Here is a 16,353-nt window from a genome sequence, read left to right on the forward strand (position 1 = left end):
AGAGGCAGGCCGCGGCTCGGCCAGCGACCTCGCTAGCGGTGGGGTCAGGTGTGCCGGATCTCGGTGCCGAGAACCTTCAGGCATTCGCGGATGAACGCCGCCAGCGCCGTCCAGCCCTTGGCCGAGACCATCGTGCCGTCGACATAGGCATCGGTGGGCGAAAGGTCGATATAGGTGCCGCCGGCCAGGATCACTTCCGGCTCGCAGGCGCCAAGGGCCGCGACCTTCTTGCCGCGCACCACGCCATCGACCGCGATCAGGATCTGGACGCCGTGGCAGATCGTGAAGATCGGCTTCTGCGCCTCGTGGAAGTGCCGGACGATCGCCTGCACGCGCTTGTCGGTACGGATATATTCGGGGCCACGGCCGCCCGCCGCATAGACGGCGTCGTAGCGGTCCAACTGGGCTTCGGCTTCCGAGAAGGTCTTGTTGATGATGAAGTGATGACCGGGCTTCTCGGTATAGGTCTGGTCGCCTTCAAAATCGTGCAGCGACGTCTTGAGGATGTCGCCGGCCTTTTTGTCGGGGCAAATCACGTGAACCGTGTGGCCAACGGCCTCCATCGCCTGCTGGAACACGAAGATCTCGTATTCCTCGGTGAAGTCGCCGGTGAGCATCAGGATTTTCTTGCCGGGCATTCTTGCTTCCTTCGTGCGGTTGAAGGGCAGGCGGGTCGTCGACCCGCCTGCCAGTCCGTTTTTAGAACGGCGAATCGGGGAAGTAGTATTCCGCCGCATTGTCCTTGGTGATCAGCGGTGCGTCGAGCTTCACGACGCCCCGGATCGGGGCCTGGCCGATGAGGTTGGCGACCGTCATGTAGATTGCGGTCTTGATCATCGACGGCGGATAGGGGGTCTCGACGGGCGTCATCGCGTCGCCGTCGATCACCTTCTTGATGATTTCCTTCATGCCGTTGCCGCCGAGCGCGTACTTGATCTCGGTACGGCTCGACTGCTTGATGGCCTCGAGGACGCCCAGCAGCATGTCGTCGTCATTGGCCCAGACCGCATCGATCTGCGGATACTTGGCCAGATAGTCCTGCATCAGCTTGAAGGCATCGTCGCTGTTCCAGTTCGCGTACTGGATGTCGAGGATCTTGAGGTCGGATCCGGCGATGCCATCCTTGAAGCCCTGGATGCGCTCGTCGTCGATGACGGTCGGAATGCCGCGCAGCACGACGAGATTGCCCTTGCCGCCCAACTTGTCGACCAGGAACTTGGCCGTGTTCTTGCCGACGGCGATGTTGTCGCCGGCCAGATAGAGATCCTGGATCGCCGGATCGTTCAGGCCGCGATCGACCACGGTGATGAAGGTGCCTCCCTCCTTCACCGCCTTGACCGGCATGGTGAGCTCTTCCGAGGTGTGCGGAAGGATCACGAGCGCGTCGAGCTTGCGCCCGGCCGACAGATCTTCCAGCGCGCTGACCTGCGCGGCGGCCGAGGGCGAGGTCTTGACGACGACTTCCACATTCGGGAAGGCGGCGTTGATTTCCTTGGCCGCGGCCTGGGCATGATAGACGATGCCGGACGTCCAGCCATGGTCGGCTGCGGGGATCGAGACGGCGACGACCTTCTTGTCCGCGGCGATGGCGTTGCCTGCCAGGAGAAGCGCGCCAAGGGTCGCGGCGGTTACTGCCCATTTCGTTTTTGTCATTGATTCCTCCCGTTAAGATGGACCGATCGAGAACGAGACCCGCGTGGTCCGGCGCGGGCTATTTCGAGAACCTCTGGATCAGCATGGCGATGATGATGATGACGCCCTGCACAGCGGCCACGAGGTATTCGGATACGAAGTCCGAGAGCACCATCAGGTTGGCGATCAGCTCGAGGATGACGGCGCCGGCGACGGTGCCCCAGATCCGTCCCTTGCCGCCGCGCAGCGCCGTGCCGCCGATCACGACCGCGGTAATCACCTGAAGTTCCCACAGCACGCCGGTGGTCGGCGTTGCCGCGCCGAGGCGTGGCACGTAGCAGATCGCGGCGATGGCGACGCAGGCGCCCTGGATCACATAGGCGATCGTCCGGGTGCGGATGATCGAGATGCCGGAATAGCGCGCCACATCCTCATTGGCACCGGCGGCGGCGCATTGGCGGCCATATTTCGTCTTGTAGAGGATGAAGGCGCCCAGCGCCGCCACGGCGAGCGAGATGAGGATCGGCAGCGGAATGCCGGCGACCGTGCCGAAATAGACCGGCCGGTAGGCTTCGCGCAGCGTGCGATCGATCGGGATCGTGCCGCCATCCGACATGTAGGTGATCAGGGCGCGGAAGATGCCCATCGTCCCCAGTGTCGCGATGAAGGGCTCGATCTTGCCGACGGTGACGATGACGCCGTTGACGAGGCCGCAGGCGATGCCCGCCAGGATGGCAATCGCCATGCCGGCCGGGATCGACCAGACGCCGACATTCGGCACCATCATGTTCATGCACATGATGGTGATGCCGGTGATGAAGGCGGCCATCGAGCCGACCGAGAGATCGAGTCCGCCCGAGGAGATCACGAAGGTCGCGCCGACGGCGATGATCGCGATGAAGGCGCTGCGCGTTATGACGTTGCTGAGATTGGTCGCGGACAGGAAGTCCGGATTGATCACAAAGCCGATGGCGAGCAGCACCAGCAGCGCCAGGAATGGGCCCGCCGCGGTCCAGTTGAAGTTGAAATCCCTGTCGCGCTCGAGCCTTCCGGGCTCTGTCGTTGCAACGCTCATACTCTTCCTCCCTCGGTCGCGTGGGCGACCCCCGCCTCGGCGGTGGCGAGCCATGCGATATTGCTTTCCGTCATCCGCTCGCCAGCGATCTCGCCATTGATCCGGCCCTGGCGCATGACCAGGATCCGGTCGCAAAGGCCGATCAGTTCCTGCATCTCGGATGAAATGACCACGCAGGCCTTGCCCTCGCTCACCAGCTTGCGGATGAAGGTGTAGATCTGCGCCTTGTTGGCGATGTCGATGCCGCGCGTGGGCTCGTCGATGATCACGACGCTGGGGTTGGTCAGCAGGATCTTGGCGAGCAGCAGCTTCTGCTGGTTGCCGCCCGAGAGCTGACCTGCATGCAGGCGGAGGCTGCGGACACGGATGTCGTACTGGTCGACGGCCTGGTCCAGCGCGACCGCCTCCTGGCGCTTGCGCAGCCACAGGCCTGGATTGAGGCGACGAAGCGCCGACAGGGTCAGGTTGGGTGCCAGCCGCTCCTGCAGCAGCAGGCCCTTGCCCTTCCGGTCCTCGGTCAGATAGCCGATGCCGGCGTCGATGGCCTCGCGCGGCGAGCGGATGGCGATTGGCTGGCCATGCAGCTCGACGCGGGCGTCGACCGGCCGCAGGCCGACGATGCCCTCGAACAATTCGGTTCGCCCGGCGCCGATCATGCCGGCAAATCCCAGGATCTCGCCTCGGTGCAGGGTGAACGAGACGTCGTTGGCGTAGCCAGGAACGGTCGCGTTGTTAACTCGTAGGATGGCCTCGCCGCGCGGGGCCTCGCTCTTGGGCGGGTAGAGCGCCGAAAGCTCGCGCCCGACCATCAGCTCGGCCATGTCCATCTGGCTCAGCGTATGGCCGGCATAGGTGCCGATCATCTTGCCGTCGCGCAGGACGGTGACCTTGTCGGCCAGGCGCTGCACCTCATCGAGCCGATGGCTGATATAGAGGACCCCCATATTGCGGTCCTTCAGGCGCAGCACGATCTCAAGCAATCGCTCGACCTCACTGCCCGTCAGGACCGCGGTCGGCTCGTCGAAGATCACCAGCTTGTGGTCGTCGAGCAGGGCGCGCCCGATCTGGATCAACTGCCGGTCCGCGAGCCCGACGTCGCGCACGAGCGTCCGGGGCGAGACGTGGCAGCCCAGCTCGTCCAGCTTTTCGCGGGCGATCCGATGCATGGTTCGGTCATCGACCAGCCCGTTGCGCGTGAGCTCGCGGCCCAGGAACAGGTTCTCGGCGACCGTCAGCCCTTCGGCCAGGAGAATCTCCTGGTGGACCAGAACGATGCCGGCTTCTTCCGCCTGATGCGGCGTGGCGAAGGCGACCGGTTTTCCCGACACGGCAATCGTGCCCGCGCTCGGCTGCACATAGCCGGAAATCAGGCGCATCAGCGTCGACTTCCCCGCGCCGTTCTCGCCGATGATGGCATGGATCTCGCCGGCATGAATGTCGATGCCGACATTCGACAGCACCGTGACGGGGCCGTACTGCTTGGAGAGGTTCGCCGTGCGCAGCAGGCAGGGTTCAGCCTGCTTAGCGTCGTGGCGGGGCGGCGTCTGTTGCATGTCCGGATCGCGTGCCATGGAGACGGGGTACGGTTCAGTCGAAGGCCGGCAGCAGCCGGTCCCGCGAGTGTTCGATATGCGCGCGCATCGCCTTGGCGGCCGCTTCCGGATCCGCGACCGCGAAGGCGTCCAGCAGCGCCTGGTGCTCGTCCAGCGCTTCTGCCGTAACGCGCCAATGGAACATCAGGCGGAAGATGTGAAAGTGGGTATGCTGGAAGCCCAGCATCTCGCGGATGAGCTGGTTGCCCGCGAACTCCATGATCCGGTCGTGGAAAATCGCGTCGAGCCGGGCGAAGGTCGAGTAATGGACGTGGTCGTCCTTGCCTTCGCGGCCCGCCATCACGCCTGCGGCCTCGCGAAGAATGGCGAGCTTCTCGGCGTCCATCGCTGACGCGGCCTTGGCCGCGGCGTCCGGCTCGAGCAGCAGCCGAAGCTCGTAAAGTTCGTCAAAGCGGCGGCGCGTGATCTGCGGAGCGGCCCTATACCCGACGAGATGGGTCTTCACGACGAGGCCTTCGCCTTCCAGCCGGCCCAGCGCTTCGCGGATCGGCGTCTGCGAGACGCTGAACTCCTTGACGAGGCTGTCGACCGTGATGCGTGAGCCCGGCGCGATCTTGAGGGACATCAGCTGGTTGAAGATCGCCTCATAGACGTCCTCGGCCAGGCTGTTGGCCCGGTGAATGACGGCACTGCCCTGGGTTGTGTCCGTGAAGCGGGTTGAAGTCATCTTCTTCCGTCTTTTGCCTATTGACAGGAGCCAGACCTAGCAGGCTATTTGGGCCAACGCAATACTATATCCTATAGGATCTGATATAGAGTGAGCTCGTGAACATCACCGAACAGGCAGCCATGGCGCTGGCCATGGACCTCCTCGATCAGAGAAAAGTGCCGGAAAGTCATGCGCTTATCCAATCGCGCGTGCTGGTGGAGGCCGAGCTGAAGGGGCACCCGTCGCATGGTCTGCAGCGGCTGCCACGTATCCTGAGCCGTCTCGAAAAAGGTTTGATCGACGGCAAAACCACCGGCGAGGCGCGCTGGCGCTCCGGCGCCGTGCTGGATGTCGACGGCAAGAAAGGGCTCGGCCCGGTTGTAGCCATGGCGGCGCTGGGTCGCCTGGAGGAGCGTATTGCCGAGACCGGGATCGCCTTGGCCGCGATCCGCAATAACAACCATCTCGGCATGCTGGCGCACTATGTCGAGCACATCGCGGCCCGCGGGCGCATCGGCATCGCCATGTCCTCGAGCGAGGCGCTGGTCCACCCCCATGGCGGCACGCGGGCGATGCTCGGCACCAACCCCATCGCGATCGCCATTCCCACGGCGGACCGCCCGATGGTGCTGGATCTCGCGACCAGCACCGTCTCGATGGGCAAGATCCACTACCACGCCGCCAATGGCTGGCCGATTCCGGCCGGCTGGGCGCGCGACGCCGAGGGACGTCCGACGACGGACGCCGCCCGCGCGACCCAAGGCGCGATCGCGCCGTTCGGCGGCGCCAAGGGCTATGGGCTCGGCATGGCCATCGAACTGCTCGTCGCCGCGCTCGCGGGATCGGCGCTCGCGCCCGATATCCAGGGCACGCTGGATGATCGCATCGCCTGCAACAAGGGCGACGTGCTGATCGCGATCGACACGCTTGCCGCGCCCGATTTGGCGCTCCGTCTCTCCGCCTATCTCGACGCCGTCCGGTCATCCGTGCCCGCCGATCCCGAGATCGCCGTCAGCATTCCGGGCGACGGCGCCTCGCGGCGGCGGCAAGCATCGCTGGCCGACGGCTTCCCGATCGAGGTCCCGCTCTGGGACGCGTTGAACAGCCTGAATCTCACCCCCTCCTCGGTTCTTTAAGGAAAACACCAGTGAGCCTGTTTGCAGCCCTGAGGCTTCCGCGCGAAATCCTGTTCGGCAAAGGCCAGCGCCACGCGCTTCCCGATGTGGCGGGCAAGCTCGGCAAGCGTGCGCTGATCTGCACGGATGAGCGATTTGCCGGAACGGAAATGTTCGCCCGGAGCGTCGAGGGATTGCGCGCCGCGTCGATCGAGGTGCTGGTCTATGATCAGATCCTGCCGGACGTCCCGCGCGACAGCGTCGCCGTTTGCGTCGAGGCGGCGCGGGCCTTCGCCCCCGACATGGTCATCGGCATTGGCGGCGGCAGCTGTCTCGACATGGCCAAATGCGCGGCGCTTCTCCTCACCCATGGCGGCGTGCTGCAGGACTATTATGGCGAGTTCCGGATTCCCGGGCCTGTCATGCCTGTCATCGCCGTGCCGACCACGGCTGGCACGGGATCCGAAGTCACGCCGGTTGCCGTGATTTCCGATCCGGAAAAGACGCTCAAGGTCGGTATTTCCAGCCCGTATCTGATCGCCGCCGCCGCGATCTGCGATCCAGAGCTGACCATGACCTGCCCGCGTGGCCTGACGGCCATCGCCGGGGCGGATGCGCTCACCCATGCCATCGAGGCATTCACGGCGGCGCGGCGCGGGAACGGAGCCGAGCTGGCGCAGCAGCATGTCTTCATTGGCAGGAGCGATCTCACCGATCACTTCGCGCTTCTGGCGATCAAGCTGCTGGGGCGCGGGCTCGAACGGGCCTGCACGGATGGCAGCGACGAGGATGCACGCGCCGACGTCATGATGGGCGCGCTGGCCGCGGGCTGTGCCTTCGGCACCGCCGGCACCGCCGCGGCCCACGCCGTGCAATATCCGGTCGGCGCGCTTACCCACACGCCGCATGGCCTCGGGGTCGCGACCATGCTGCCCTACGTGATGACCTATAACCGCGCCGTGGTGGCAGAGCAGATCGCCGAGGTTGGCGCCGCGCTGGGCGTTGATGGCGAAGGCCGGAGCGTCGAGGCGATGGCGGATGCCACGATCGCCGAGATCAGCCGCCTGTTCGCGGCGATCGGCATCACGCCGACGCTCGCCGCGCTTGGATTGCCCGCCGACAAGGTCGACTGGACCGCCGAGCAGGCCCTCGGCATCGGGCGTCTGGTCAAGAACAACCCGCGAAGCCTCGATCTCGACGCCATGCGCCGCCTGGTCCAGGCCGCTTATGACGGCGACCTCGCCGCCTCGGCTCAATGAACCCTTCAGGAGAAACTCCGATGAACGTTCGTCAGCAAATCGATCCGTCGACAACGCATGGACTGGATCTTTCCGAATTTTCGCGCGGTCTCTACATCAACGGCGCCTGGCATGCCTCCCGCAGCGGTCGCGTGATCGCCGTCACCGATCCGTCGACCGGCAAGATCATTGCGTCCGTGCCCGATGCCGCGCTGGAGGATGCCGCAGCCGCGGTTGCGGCGGCTTCCGCTGCTGCCGAGGGCTGGCGGGAGACCGCGCCGCGCAAGCGCTCGGAAATCCTGCGCCGCTGCTTTGATCTGATGGTCGAACGCTCGGAGATGCTGGCCAAGCTGATCTCGCTGGAGAACGGCAAGGCGCTGCGCGATGCGCGCGGCGAGGTCGCCTATGCGGCGGAGTTCTTCCGTTGGAACGCCGAGGAAGCGGTTCGCATCTCCGGCGAGTTCGGCAGGGCGCCGGCCGGCACCAACCGCATCATCGTCGACTACGAGCCGATCGGCGTCTGTGTCCTGATCACGCCGTGGAATTTCCCAGCAGCGATGGCGACCCGCAAGATCGCGCCGGCCCTGGCGGCCGGCTGCACGGTCATCCTGAAGCCCGCGAGCGAAACGCCGCTCACCGCCTATGCGCTGGCGGCGCTCTATGAAGAGGCCGGTGTTCCGCCCGGCGTCGTCAACGTCCTGACCACGTCCACCCCCGGCCCCCTGACGGCCTGGATGCTCGCCGATCCGACGGTGCGCAAGCTCTCCTTCACGGGCTCGACCGGTGTCGGCCGCGCGCTGCTGGCGGAAGCGGCCAAGAACGTCATCTCCTGTTCGATGGAACTGGGCGGCAACGCGCCCTTCGTCGTATTCGACGACGCAGATCTGCAGGCGGCGCTCGATGGCGCGATGGTCGCCAAGATGCGCAATGCCGGCGAAGCCTGCACGGCGGCCAACCGTCTCTATGTGCAGTCCGGCATCTATGACGCCTTCGCCGAGGGGCTGCGCGAGCGCATGGCCAATCTCAAGGTCGGCGCCGGCACGGACGATGCGACCGAGTGCGGCCCGATGATCACCCGCAAGGCCGTGCAGAAGATCGATCGCCTGGTGGAGGATGCGACCAGCCGCGGGGCGCGGGTGCTGTGCGGCGGCACCGTCGGCAAAGGGGAGGGCTTCTTCTATCCGCCGACCGTGCTGGCGGATGTCTCGCCCGAGGCGGAAATGGCGCATGAGGAGATCTTCGGTCCCGTGGCGCCGCTCTATCGCTTCGAGACGGAGAGCGAGGCGATCGCCCGCGCCAACGACACGGAATATGGTCTGGCGGCCTATATCTTCACGCGCGATGTGGCGCGCGGCTTGCGGGTAGCATCGCGAATCGAAGCCGGTATGATCGCGCTCAACCGAGGCCTCGTTTCCGATCCCGCCGCCCCGTTTGGTGGCGTCAAGCAAAGCGGGTTGGGTCGCGAGGGCGGTCAGCATCACGGCATAGCCGAATTCATGGAGGCGAAATACATCGCCACCAGTTTCTGAGGGGGCCATCATGGCGACTGCGCATTCCACGCTCGATCCGTACCGGATCCGCGACCATGTGGCTGATTTCGACGCCATCGTCGCGGACATTCGAGCGCGCAGCGCGCAGACGCGGTCGGCGGTGCCGATGCACGCCAACGTCGCCTATGGAGAGGATCCGACCGAGACGGTGGACCTGTTCTTCCCCGCCAACCCCAGCCCCTTGATGCCCGTCCATGTCTTTATCCATGGCGGATATTGGCGGATGTTCTCGAAGGAGGATTATTCCTGCGTCGCGCAAACCGTGACGCAGGCGGGCGCCATCGCCGTCATCGTCGACTACGCGCTGATGCCGTCCGTTCGGATGGCGACGATCGTCGATCAGGTTCGGCGCGCCAAGGCATGGGTGATTGCGAATATCGCCGACTATGGCGGGGATGCATCCCGGTTGACCGTCAGCGGTCATTCCGCCGGCGCGCATCTCTCGACGTTCCTGTTCGACGATCCCGAGACGTCGTCCGGCATGGGCGCGGCGCTGCTGCTGGGCGGTCTTTACGAGCTGCAGCCGCTGCAATCCTCATTCCTGCATGCGGAAATCGCCATCACGGACGACGAGGTCGCCCGCTTCTCGCCCATGCGCCATCGGCATGACGCGGGTACCCGCGTCGTGGTGGCCGTCGGCGAGTTGGAAACGCCGCCCTTCCACCAGCAGGCGCAAGCCTTTCGCGATGTCCTGGTGGGGCAGGGGCTCTCCGTGACGCTGCATTCGGTTCGGTCCCGAAACCACATGGACAGTGTCCGGGATCTCGCCAGTCCCGGCTCCGATGCAGGTGCCTTGTTGACTGCCTTGATCGAGGGATCGCGGGCGCCAGCGTAGTGCGATCCGCAAGATTAGGCCCGAGTCCAGCGTCGTTGTACGACCGCCGGACTCGGGCCTAATCTTTCGCCGCGTTTTCCGCGACGGGGCACTCTGCCTGCGAGAACGCTAGGACTCGGACCGGACCCACACGCTCACGCTGCCGCCATTGGTCGGGAAGGCGGCTCGGCCCTGATCGTCGAGCACGATCTGGTCGTCCCGGTGACCCAGGAAATCGTGGAAGGTAGCGCCGGCCTGATCGGGGCCTAGCTCGACCGATTTCTCGCCGCCCTCGCCATTGGACAGGACCACCACGCAGCCGGGCTCTTCTCCGGTGCCGTGCCGGATGAACCCGACGCAGTTCGCGTCGTCGAACAGGTCCGTCTGCGGTCCATTCGCGAAACGACTCCGCGCTTCGATCAGCTTGGGCAGGCATTCGATCGCCGGCATGTGGATCTCGTGATCGTTGCCGTCGCCACCCTTGTCGGTGTAGTGCGCGCCGAACAGGTCCGGGTAGAAGACGCAGGGGACACCCTGTTCCCGCAACAGGATCAAGGCATAGGCCAGCGGCTTGAACCAGGGCTCGACCGGAGCCTCCAGCGCTTGCAAGGGCTGGGTGTCGTGGTTGTCGACGAGCGTCACCGCATGTTCCGGCGACGCGGCCACCAGCGAGCCGTCGAAAATCGTGCGCATGTCGAAATCGGCACCCTGGGCGGATGCGTCATGAAAGCGGTGGTGCAGTCCGACATCGAACAGCATCAACTGCTTGTCGACCAGCTCCAGATAGTTCGAGAGCGTCTCCATGTCGGGATGCCAGTATTCGGCAACCACGAAGAGCTCGGGATCTACGGTGTCGCGCATATGGCCGACCCAATCACGGAAGAACCAGGCCGGGATGTGCTTGGCCGCATCCAGCCGGAACCCGTCGACCGGCACCTGCTCCGGCAGCCAGCGGCCCCAATATTTCAGTTCCTCATAGACGGCCGTGTTGCGGAACTCGACGTCGGCACCCATCAGGAAGTCGAAATTGCCGTTTTCGGCGTCGACCTCCTCGTTCCATTCGCCGTCGCCATATTCGTTGACCAGCCGGAAGATCCCGCTTTCATCCGGGTCCTTGATGACATCGACGCCGCTGAAGCACTTCACGTCCCAGATGAACTGCGAATATTGGCCGTTGCGACCCGGAAAGGTGAAGCGGGTGTAGGCCTTGGCCTCGAACGCCTCGTCTTCGATCTGGGTGCGGTCCTCGGGATTGACCCGGCGCACGCGCACGGCCTCTTCTTCGTCTGCACCCATCTTGTGATTGAAGACGACGTCATGAATGACGCGCAGGCCCTTGGCGCGCAGCGCGCCTGTCGCCTGTTCAAGGCCGGCGCGATCGCCATACTTGGTGGCGACGGTGCCTTTCTGGTCGAATTCGCCGAGATCGAACAGGTCGTAACTGTCATAGCCGACCGAATAGCCGCCGGTGGCGCCCTTATAGGCCGGCGGCAGCCAGACATCGGTGATGCCCATGCTCGCGAGCGCATCGGCCCGTTCCCCCACTTCACCCCAGAGACGCCCGCCATCGGGATAGTACCAGTGGAAGAACTGAAGCAGAGTCCGTGGGGCCATGTTTTCCTCGTGTCGCCGCGATGAGCGGGAGAAAACGGCTGGAAACAGAAACGGTTGCTGCGGCAAAACAGCAACCGTTCCGGTAGTTCTTGGCGGATAGAGCTTAGGCGCCGTCGACGCGATCCCAGAAGCGCAGCGCGCCGCAGGTCTGGATGAAGCGATCCGCGTCGCCCGCCTGGGCGAGCTGGACGAATCCTGCGTCGAGTTCTTTCGGCAGTCCTGCCTTGTCGAACAGGCCCGTCGCCGCGGCGGTGAAGCCGCAGAACTTGTAGTGCGCATAGGCATCGGCGACGAAGTCACGCGCCGGCGGCAGCTTCAGCAGGTCGGCGAGACCGGCCTCGCTGGCGAGGATGGCCACCGCGTCGAAGAGCACCGAGGGACCGCCATCGATCTTGCGATGGGCGGGTAGTTGCGTGCCGTCGCTTGCCTTGACGCCGCCGACTGTCGGCGCAATCCGCTCGAAAGTGCCGCCAGCTTTTTCGACCGCCTTCTCGAGGGCGGCCAGCAGAGTGGCGTCGACGCCGTCGGTGATCAGGATGCCCAGCTTGCGTCCCTTGAAATGGCTCGGCCCGTTCTTGAGAATGCTGAGCGCATCCGACGTGGGCAGATCCATCTTGGGCTGCGCCGCCGGGGTCGCGGCCTTCGGAAGGTTGGGCAGGCCGAGGCCGGCAGCCACCGTCTTGGCCAGGTCGCCATCGATGTTGAGAAGGTGCGAAACCACGCGTTCCCGGATGGCGGGCGTCTCGCAATTGCTTAGTTCGAAGACCAGCGCGTCGGAGATGTGCTTCTGCTCGATGGCCGTCTGGCTGCGATAGAACTGCCGGGCCTGGCTATAGTGATCGGCGAAGCTCTCGGCGCGCAACCGGACCTTCGGACCTTCGGGTTCCTGGGCAAGGGTCTGGAAGCCCTGCATGGGCGCCTCGCGCGGTCCGCCGATTTCCGGCCCCCAGGAATTGGGCTCGTAATTGGCCCGTCCCTTTGGATTGTGGAATGCCATGTGGCCGTCCTGCTGGAAATTATGGAACGGGCACTTCGGGGCATTGATGGGCAGATGCGTGAAATTCGGCCCGCCGAGACGCTTCAACTGCGTGTCGAGATAGGAGAAATTCCGCCCCTGCAGCAGGGGATCGTTCGAGAAGTCGATGCCCGGGACGATGTTCTGCGTCATGAAGGCGACCTGCTCGGTCTCGGCGAAGAAATTCTCCGGCATGCGATCGAGCACGAGGCGTCCGACCGGCGTCACGGGAAGAATATCCTCGGGGATCAGCTTGGTCGCATCGAGCACGTCGAAATCGAAACTGTCGGCAAAGTCCTGGTCAAAGGTCTGCAGGCCGAGTTCCCACTCGGGATAGTCACCGCTCTGGATTGCGTTCCAAAGATCGCGGCGGTGGAAATCCGGATCGGCGCCGTTGATCTTGACCGCCTCGTTCCAGACGACCGACTGCATGCCGAGCTTGGGCTTCCAGTGGAACTTGACGAAGGTCGACTTGCCCTCGGCATTGACGAGCCGGAACGTGTGGACGCCGAAGCCCTCCATGAAGCGGAACGAGCGCGGGATGGCCCGGTCGGACATGATCCACATGATCATGTGCATCGCTTCCGGCATCAGCGACACAAAATCCCAGAAATTGTCGTGCGCGCTCTGGGCCTGCGGGAAGTCGCGGTCCGGTTCCTGCTTCACGGAGTGAACCAGGTCGGGGAACTTGATCGCGTCCTGGATGAAGAAGACCGGGATGTTGTTGCCAACCAGGTCCCAGTTGCCTTCCTTGGTGTAGAACTTGACGGCGAAACCGCGCACGTCGCGCGCCAGATCGGCCGAGCCCTTGTTGCCGGCGACCGTCGAAAACCGCACGAAAACCGGGGTCTTCTCGCCGGCGCGCTGAAAGATGTCGGCGCGCGTCAGATCGGTAAGTGGTTGATAGGTCTCAAAAAAGCCATGCGCGCCGTAGCCTCTCGCATGGACGACGCGCTCGGGAATGCGCTCGTGATCGAAGTGGAAGATCTTCTCGCGGAAATGCCCATCTTCGATCAGCGCGGGGCCGCGCGCGCCTTGGCGAAGCGTGTTCTGATCGTCTGCGACCGGCATGCCCTGCTGCGTCGTGAGGGTCTTGTACCCTCCCTCGGTGGTCTGGTGCGTCTCGCCTCCGGCGCCCCGAGTAATGACTTCATCGCCCAATTTGGCGGGCGAGTTCACGCGACTTTTCGGGTCCATGAGGTTCCTCCCAGTTGTGGTGCTTGGATGGAATGCGCTGCGCGTGGTTCACGCGACGGCTGCGCATCAACGGGGGCAAGCCATGATCCGTTCCCCGAAATGCGCGGGAGATCGGCGGAATCGTGGTGCCGGCTATGCATTTCAGGAAGGAACGCTGGGCGTGCGCGGGATAGCCTGAACAAGCTTCCCGGTTGGGCAACCGTTCATCTTGGCGAGACGGCGGCGCATCTGGGGCCGCGTCCTGACAGTGCAGGTAGTCGCTCTCGAGCGACACCCCAAAATGGAGCGGGGCCCGAAGGCCCCGCACTTTCTTTAGATACGGTCGCTGTACGTGCCGACGCGATCCCTCGGGGGCATCGGCGCATCCGGGTCGAAGCTGGTCCAGCCGGCCGTCTCGTAATCGCTACGACGGCGCTCCAGGTCGACAGCGCGGGCGTCATGCAGCACGCCGCGAGCCAGTTCAGCCTTCTCGTCAGCAACGCGGGCGGTGACCAGCGTGCCGCCGCGGCGAACGCCTTCGGCATAAACATGCGCATCGCGCTCCGGCACGCCGGATTCCGTCAGGGCGCCGACGATACCGCCAGCTGCGCCACCGACGACCGCGCCAGCCGCAGCGCCGGCTGCGGTTGCGATCAGCCAGCCGGCCGCCACGACCGGGCCAACGCCCGGAATGGCTACGATGCCAAGGCCGGCGAGAAGGCCGCCGAGGCCGCCAAAGGCCGCGCCAATGCCCGCGCCGGCGCTGGCGTCAACGGCAACGTCCGAAGCATCGACGTCGCCGTCGACATTGGAAGCAACCACGCTGATATCATCGCGGGCAATGCCAAGAGCCTGAAGATCGCGAACGGCGGCAGTGGCATCTGCGTGCGTGTCAAACAGTCCAGAAACGGTCGTAGTCATGATATGTCCTTTCAACTCCGAAACTTACTTGCTGGTGACGTTGCCCTGGAAGTCGACGGCAACGTCCATCATGGCTCCGCCCTTCGATGCCTTGCCGCGCCAGATGCCCTCAGCGTCCTTAACCAGCGCCGAAACGTCGGTGTAGCCGGCGTCGGTGACGCGAGCACGGGCCTGGTCTTCGGTGAAGCTGTTCGCGCCGGCGACCGGAGCAGCCGGGTTCGTCTGCTCACCAGCGACGGCCGGGGTCTTGGCCTCTTCCGCAAAGGCGGGCGCGGCGGAGGCAGCGATCAGAAGGCCGGCGAATACGAGGTTCTTCATGGTGGATCTCCAGGTTTAGACAAAGCTCTCCCGGCCACGGCAAACCGTGTTGCAAACGGCCGGGAGAAGAATGAGTGAGGGGGGTTAGGCGCGAGCGGCCTTGCGGCCTTCCTCGGCGCTGGCATTGACGCCAGCTTCGGCGATCTGCGTGAGCAACGCGTCCGCCTTGTGCTCTTCCTGGAGCGTCTCATCGAGAAGCTTGGCGGCGTCTTTCATGCCAAGCTGCATCGCCCAGGTCTTGAGCATGCCGTAACGGGCAATTTCGTAATGCTCGATGGCCTGACCGCAGCCGATCAGAACGGCGTCAGCGGCGGCCGTTCCGCCGAAATCTTCCAGGTCTTCTTCCATCTCGGACGTGATGCCCACCATGGCATCGCAGGTCTTGCCGCGTGCCGGCTTACCGAGAATTTCGAAAACCTGCACCAGACGCTCGACATGTCCCTGGCTTTCCTCGCCATGGTCCGTGAAAGCCTTCTTCAGCTCAGGCGACTGTGCAGCCTTCGCCGACTTCTTGCACGCCTTTACAGACTGCTTCTCGGCAAAGTAGACATCCTTGAGCGTCTCGTAAAACGCATCCGACAAATTCTTCTCAGCGGCCATGATCTTCCTCCGGACTACTCGGAAACTTATTCCGAGTGCGTGATTGTGCGGTATCAACCATCTCGATCGCTTATCGTTCCCTGAAATCGGCGACGAAATCTCATCGAATCCGTTCGCTGGTCTGAGGGTCGGACGGAAACCATGCAGGCTCTCGCCTCACTCATAAGTGGTCGGGATTGTATGGGGCTCATCGAAACCGAGGGGGACAGGCGGGATCCATGGAGACCGCATTTGTGACGCTCTCTGGCGGAGAGGGCTTGTTCGACCCGTGGGAGGAGGCCTATCTGGAACTCATGTCGTCTCAGCCAAAAAAGAACGGGGCTCCAGAGCGGGTGCAAGAATGGGTGCTGCCGGCGGCGGTCACCCTGGGATCGTCGGTGCGCGCTCACGGCATCCTTCTGGAGATGCGGGCTAAACTGCCTTCCGCAGCGAAGAAGGCGCTCTCGGTCAAGGGCAGCATTCTCATCCTGACCATGCCCGAGACTTCCGCTGAAGCCTTTGCCGCCACGGCAGCGGTTGTTACCCGTGTGCTGGACGGGATCGAGGCATTGCCCGTGATCCCGCGCGAGATCGAGGACATCCTGACGATCTCCACGACCGAGCGGCATCGTTGGCTCAAGGACGGCCGCCTGCAAAGCGCCGGGACGCGCACGGTGAAACTTCGGGGACGCGCCAAGAAGATTACCTTTCACGTGTTCGATCCGCGTCATGTCGAGGACGTCATGGATCGCGACCTAGTGACCGTATGGCGCGAGGACGACGCGGCGAAGGCGTCGGAGAACCGAAAAAGGGCGGCGGGGAAGGCCGCCTTGACGCGTTCCGGCAAGGGCGCGCCGAAGGCCAAGCCCGTGCCGTCGTCGGCCGCTAGACGGAGCCGGGAGAAGCTTCCGGCGCCAAAGCTTCAGGGTTGGGAAGAGTTCGAGCGCGACGAACTTCTGCGCTGAAGGGTGCGAAATATTTCGGCTCTTAATGCAGTCAAATAAGCCGGCTTAAGATTTTCCCGTTTTCCGGGTCGGCCGAATC

The 16,353-nt window shown here is 64.2% G+C and carries 15 protein-coding genes; 5 read left to right on the forward strand and 10 right to left on the reverse strand.

The genetic code is table 11. The annotated features are described in order from the left end of the window. Positions 1–44: 44 nt before the first annotated feature. The 5 genes from ABIE08_RS19760 to ABIE08_RS19780 form a co-directional block, all read right to left on the reverse strand. A complete protein-coding gene (locus ABIE08_RS19760; RefSeq protein WP_354553548.1) occupies positions 45–638 on the reverse strand; it encodes a DJ-1/PfpI family protein in 594 nt (197 codons plus the stop codon). 61 nt (positions 639–699) lie between these two features. Continuing rightward, positions 700–1,653 carry a substrate-binding domain-containing protein gene (locus ABIE08_RS19765; protein WP_354553549.1) on the reverse strand — a complete coding sequence of 318 codons (954 nt, stop codon included), beginning with the start codon at positions 1,651–1,653 and terminating at the stop codon, positions 700–702. Positions 1,654–1,711: 58 nt separating this feature from the next. After that, positions 1,712–2,707: an ABC transporter permease gene (locus tag ABIE08_RS19770; RefSeq protein WP_354553550.1), complete on the reverse strand. Its 996-nt coding sequence runs from the start codon at positions 2,705–2,707 to the stop codon at positions 1,712–1,714. Beyond that, positions 2,704–4,260: a sugar ABC transporter ATP-binding protein gene (locus tag ABIE08_RS19775; RefSeq protein ID WP_354553551.1), complete on the reverse strand. Its 1,557-nt coding sequence runs from the start codon at positions 4,258–4,260 to the stop codon at positions 2,704–2,706. Before ABIE08_RS19775 ends, ABIE08_RS19770 begins: the two co-directional genes overlap by 4 nt. A 34-nt stretch (positions 4,261–4,294) precedes the next feature. Beyond that, the gene (locus ABIE08_RS19780; protein ID WP_354553552.1) at positions 4,295–4,987 is read right to left on the reverse strand and encodes a GntR family transcriptional regulator; all 693 of its coding nucleotides are present in this window, start codon (positions 4,985–4,987) and stop codon (positions 4,295–4,297) included. A gap of 98 nt (positions 4,988–5,085) precedes the next feature. On the opposite strand from ABIE08_RS19780, the gene ABIE08_RS19785 reads away from it, so the two are divergent. Genes ABIE08_RS19785 through ABIE08_RS19800 form a run of 4 tightly spaced genes read left to right on the forward strand, consistent with a single transcriptional unit; the run spans position 5,086 to position 9,707 of the window. After that, on the forward strand, positions 5,086–6,105 hold the full coding sequence (locus tag ABIE08_RS19785) for an Ldh family oxidoreductase (protein WP_354553553.1): 1,020 nt from the start codon (positions 5,086–5,088) through the stop codon (positions 6,103–6,105). 11 nt (positions 6,106–6,116) lie between these two features. After that, positions 6,117–7,343, forward strand: coding sequence for an iron-containing alcohol dehydrogenase (locus ABIE08_RS19790; RefSeq protein ID WP_354553554.1), 1,227 nt, complete (start codon positions 6,117–6,119; stop codon positions 7,341–7,343). Positions 7,344–7,363: 20 nt separating this feature from the next. Further along, positions 7,364–8,851: an NAD-dependent succinate-semialdehyde dehydrogenase gene (locus ABIE08_RS19795; protein WP_354553555.1), complete on the forward strand. Its 1,488-nt coding sequence runs from the start codon at positions 7,364–7,366 to the stop codon at positions 8,849–8,851. A gap of 10 nt (positions 8,852–8,861) precedes the next feature. Next, the gene (locus ABIE08_RS19800) at positions 8,862–9,707 is read left to right on the forward strand and encodes an alpha/beta hydrolase (protein ID WP_354553556.1); all 846 of its coding nucleotides are present in this window, start codon (positions 8,862–8,864) and stop codon (positions 9,705–9,707) included. Positions 9,708–9,815: 108 nt separating this feature from the next. Here the strand turns inward: ABIE08_RS19800 and amyA are convergent, their stop codons facing one another. The 5 genes from amyA to ABIE08_RS19825 all read right to left on the reverse strand — a co-directional run bounded on the left by amyA (position 9,816) and on the right by ABIE08_RS19825 (position 15,330). Then, positions 9,816–11,366 (reverse strand): alpha-amylase, encoded by a 1,551-nt coding sequence (amyA, locus tag ABIE08_RS19805; protein WP_436409579.1) that lies wholly within the window; start codon positions 11,364–11,366, stop codon positions 9,816–9,818. 37 nt (positions 11,367–11,403) lie between these two features. Beyond that, a complete protein-coding gene (locus ABIE08_RS19810; protein ID WP_354553558.1) occupies positions 11,404–13,512 on the reverse strand; it encodes a catalase in 2,109 nt (702 codons plus the stop codon). A gap of 312 nt (positions 13,513–13,824) precedes the next feature. Further along, entirely contained in the window at positions 13,825–14,412 is a 588-nt protein-coding gene (locus ABIE08_RS19815) for a general stress protein (protein WP_354553559.1), read from the reverse strand. Between the two features lie 24 nt (positions 14,413–14,436). Next, the gene (locus ABIE08_RS19820) at positions 14,437–14,730 is read right to left on the reverse strand and encodes a PepSY domain-containing protein (RefSeq protein WP_266345015.1); all 294 of its coding nucleotides are present in this window, start codon (positions 14,728–14,730) and stop codon (positions 14,437–14,439) included. Positions 14,731–14,814: 84 nt separating this feature from the next. Beyond that, positions 14,815–15,330, reverse strand: a complete 516-nt coding sequence (locus ABIE08_RS19825) for a ferritin-like domain-containing protein (RefSeq protein WP_354553560.1) — start codon at positions 15,328–15,330, stop codon at positions 14,815–14,817. Between the two features lie 293 nt (positions 15,331–15,623). Between ABIE08_RS19825 and ABIE08_RS19830 the strand changes: the two genes are divergently transcribed. Beyond that, positions 15,624–16,274, forward strand: a complete 651-nt coding sequence (locus ABIE08_RS19830) for a hypothetical protein (RefSeq protein WP_354553622.1) — start codon at positions 15,624–15,626, stop codon at positions 16,272–16,274. The last annotated feature ends 79 nt before the right edge of the window (positions 16,275–16,353 follow it).

The organism is Kaistia defluvii (assembly GCF_040548815.1).
GTDB lineage: Bacteria > Pseudomonadota > Alphaproteobacteria > Rhizobiales > Kaistiaceae > Kaistia > Kaistia defluvii_A.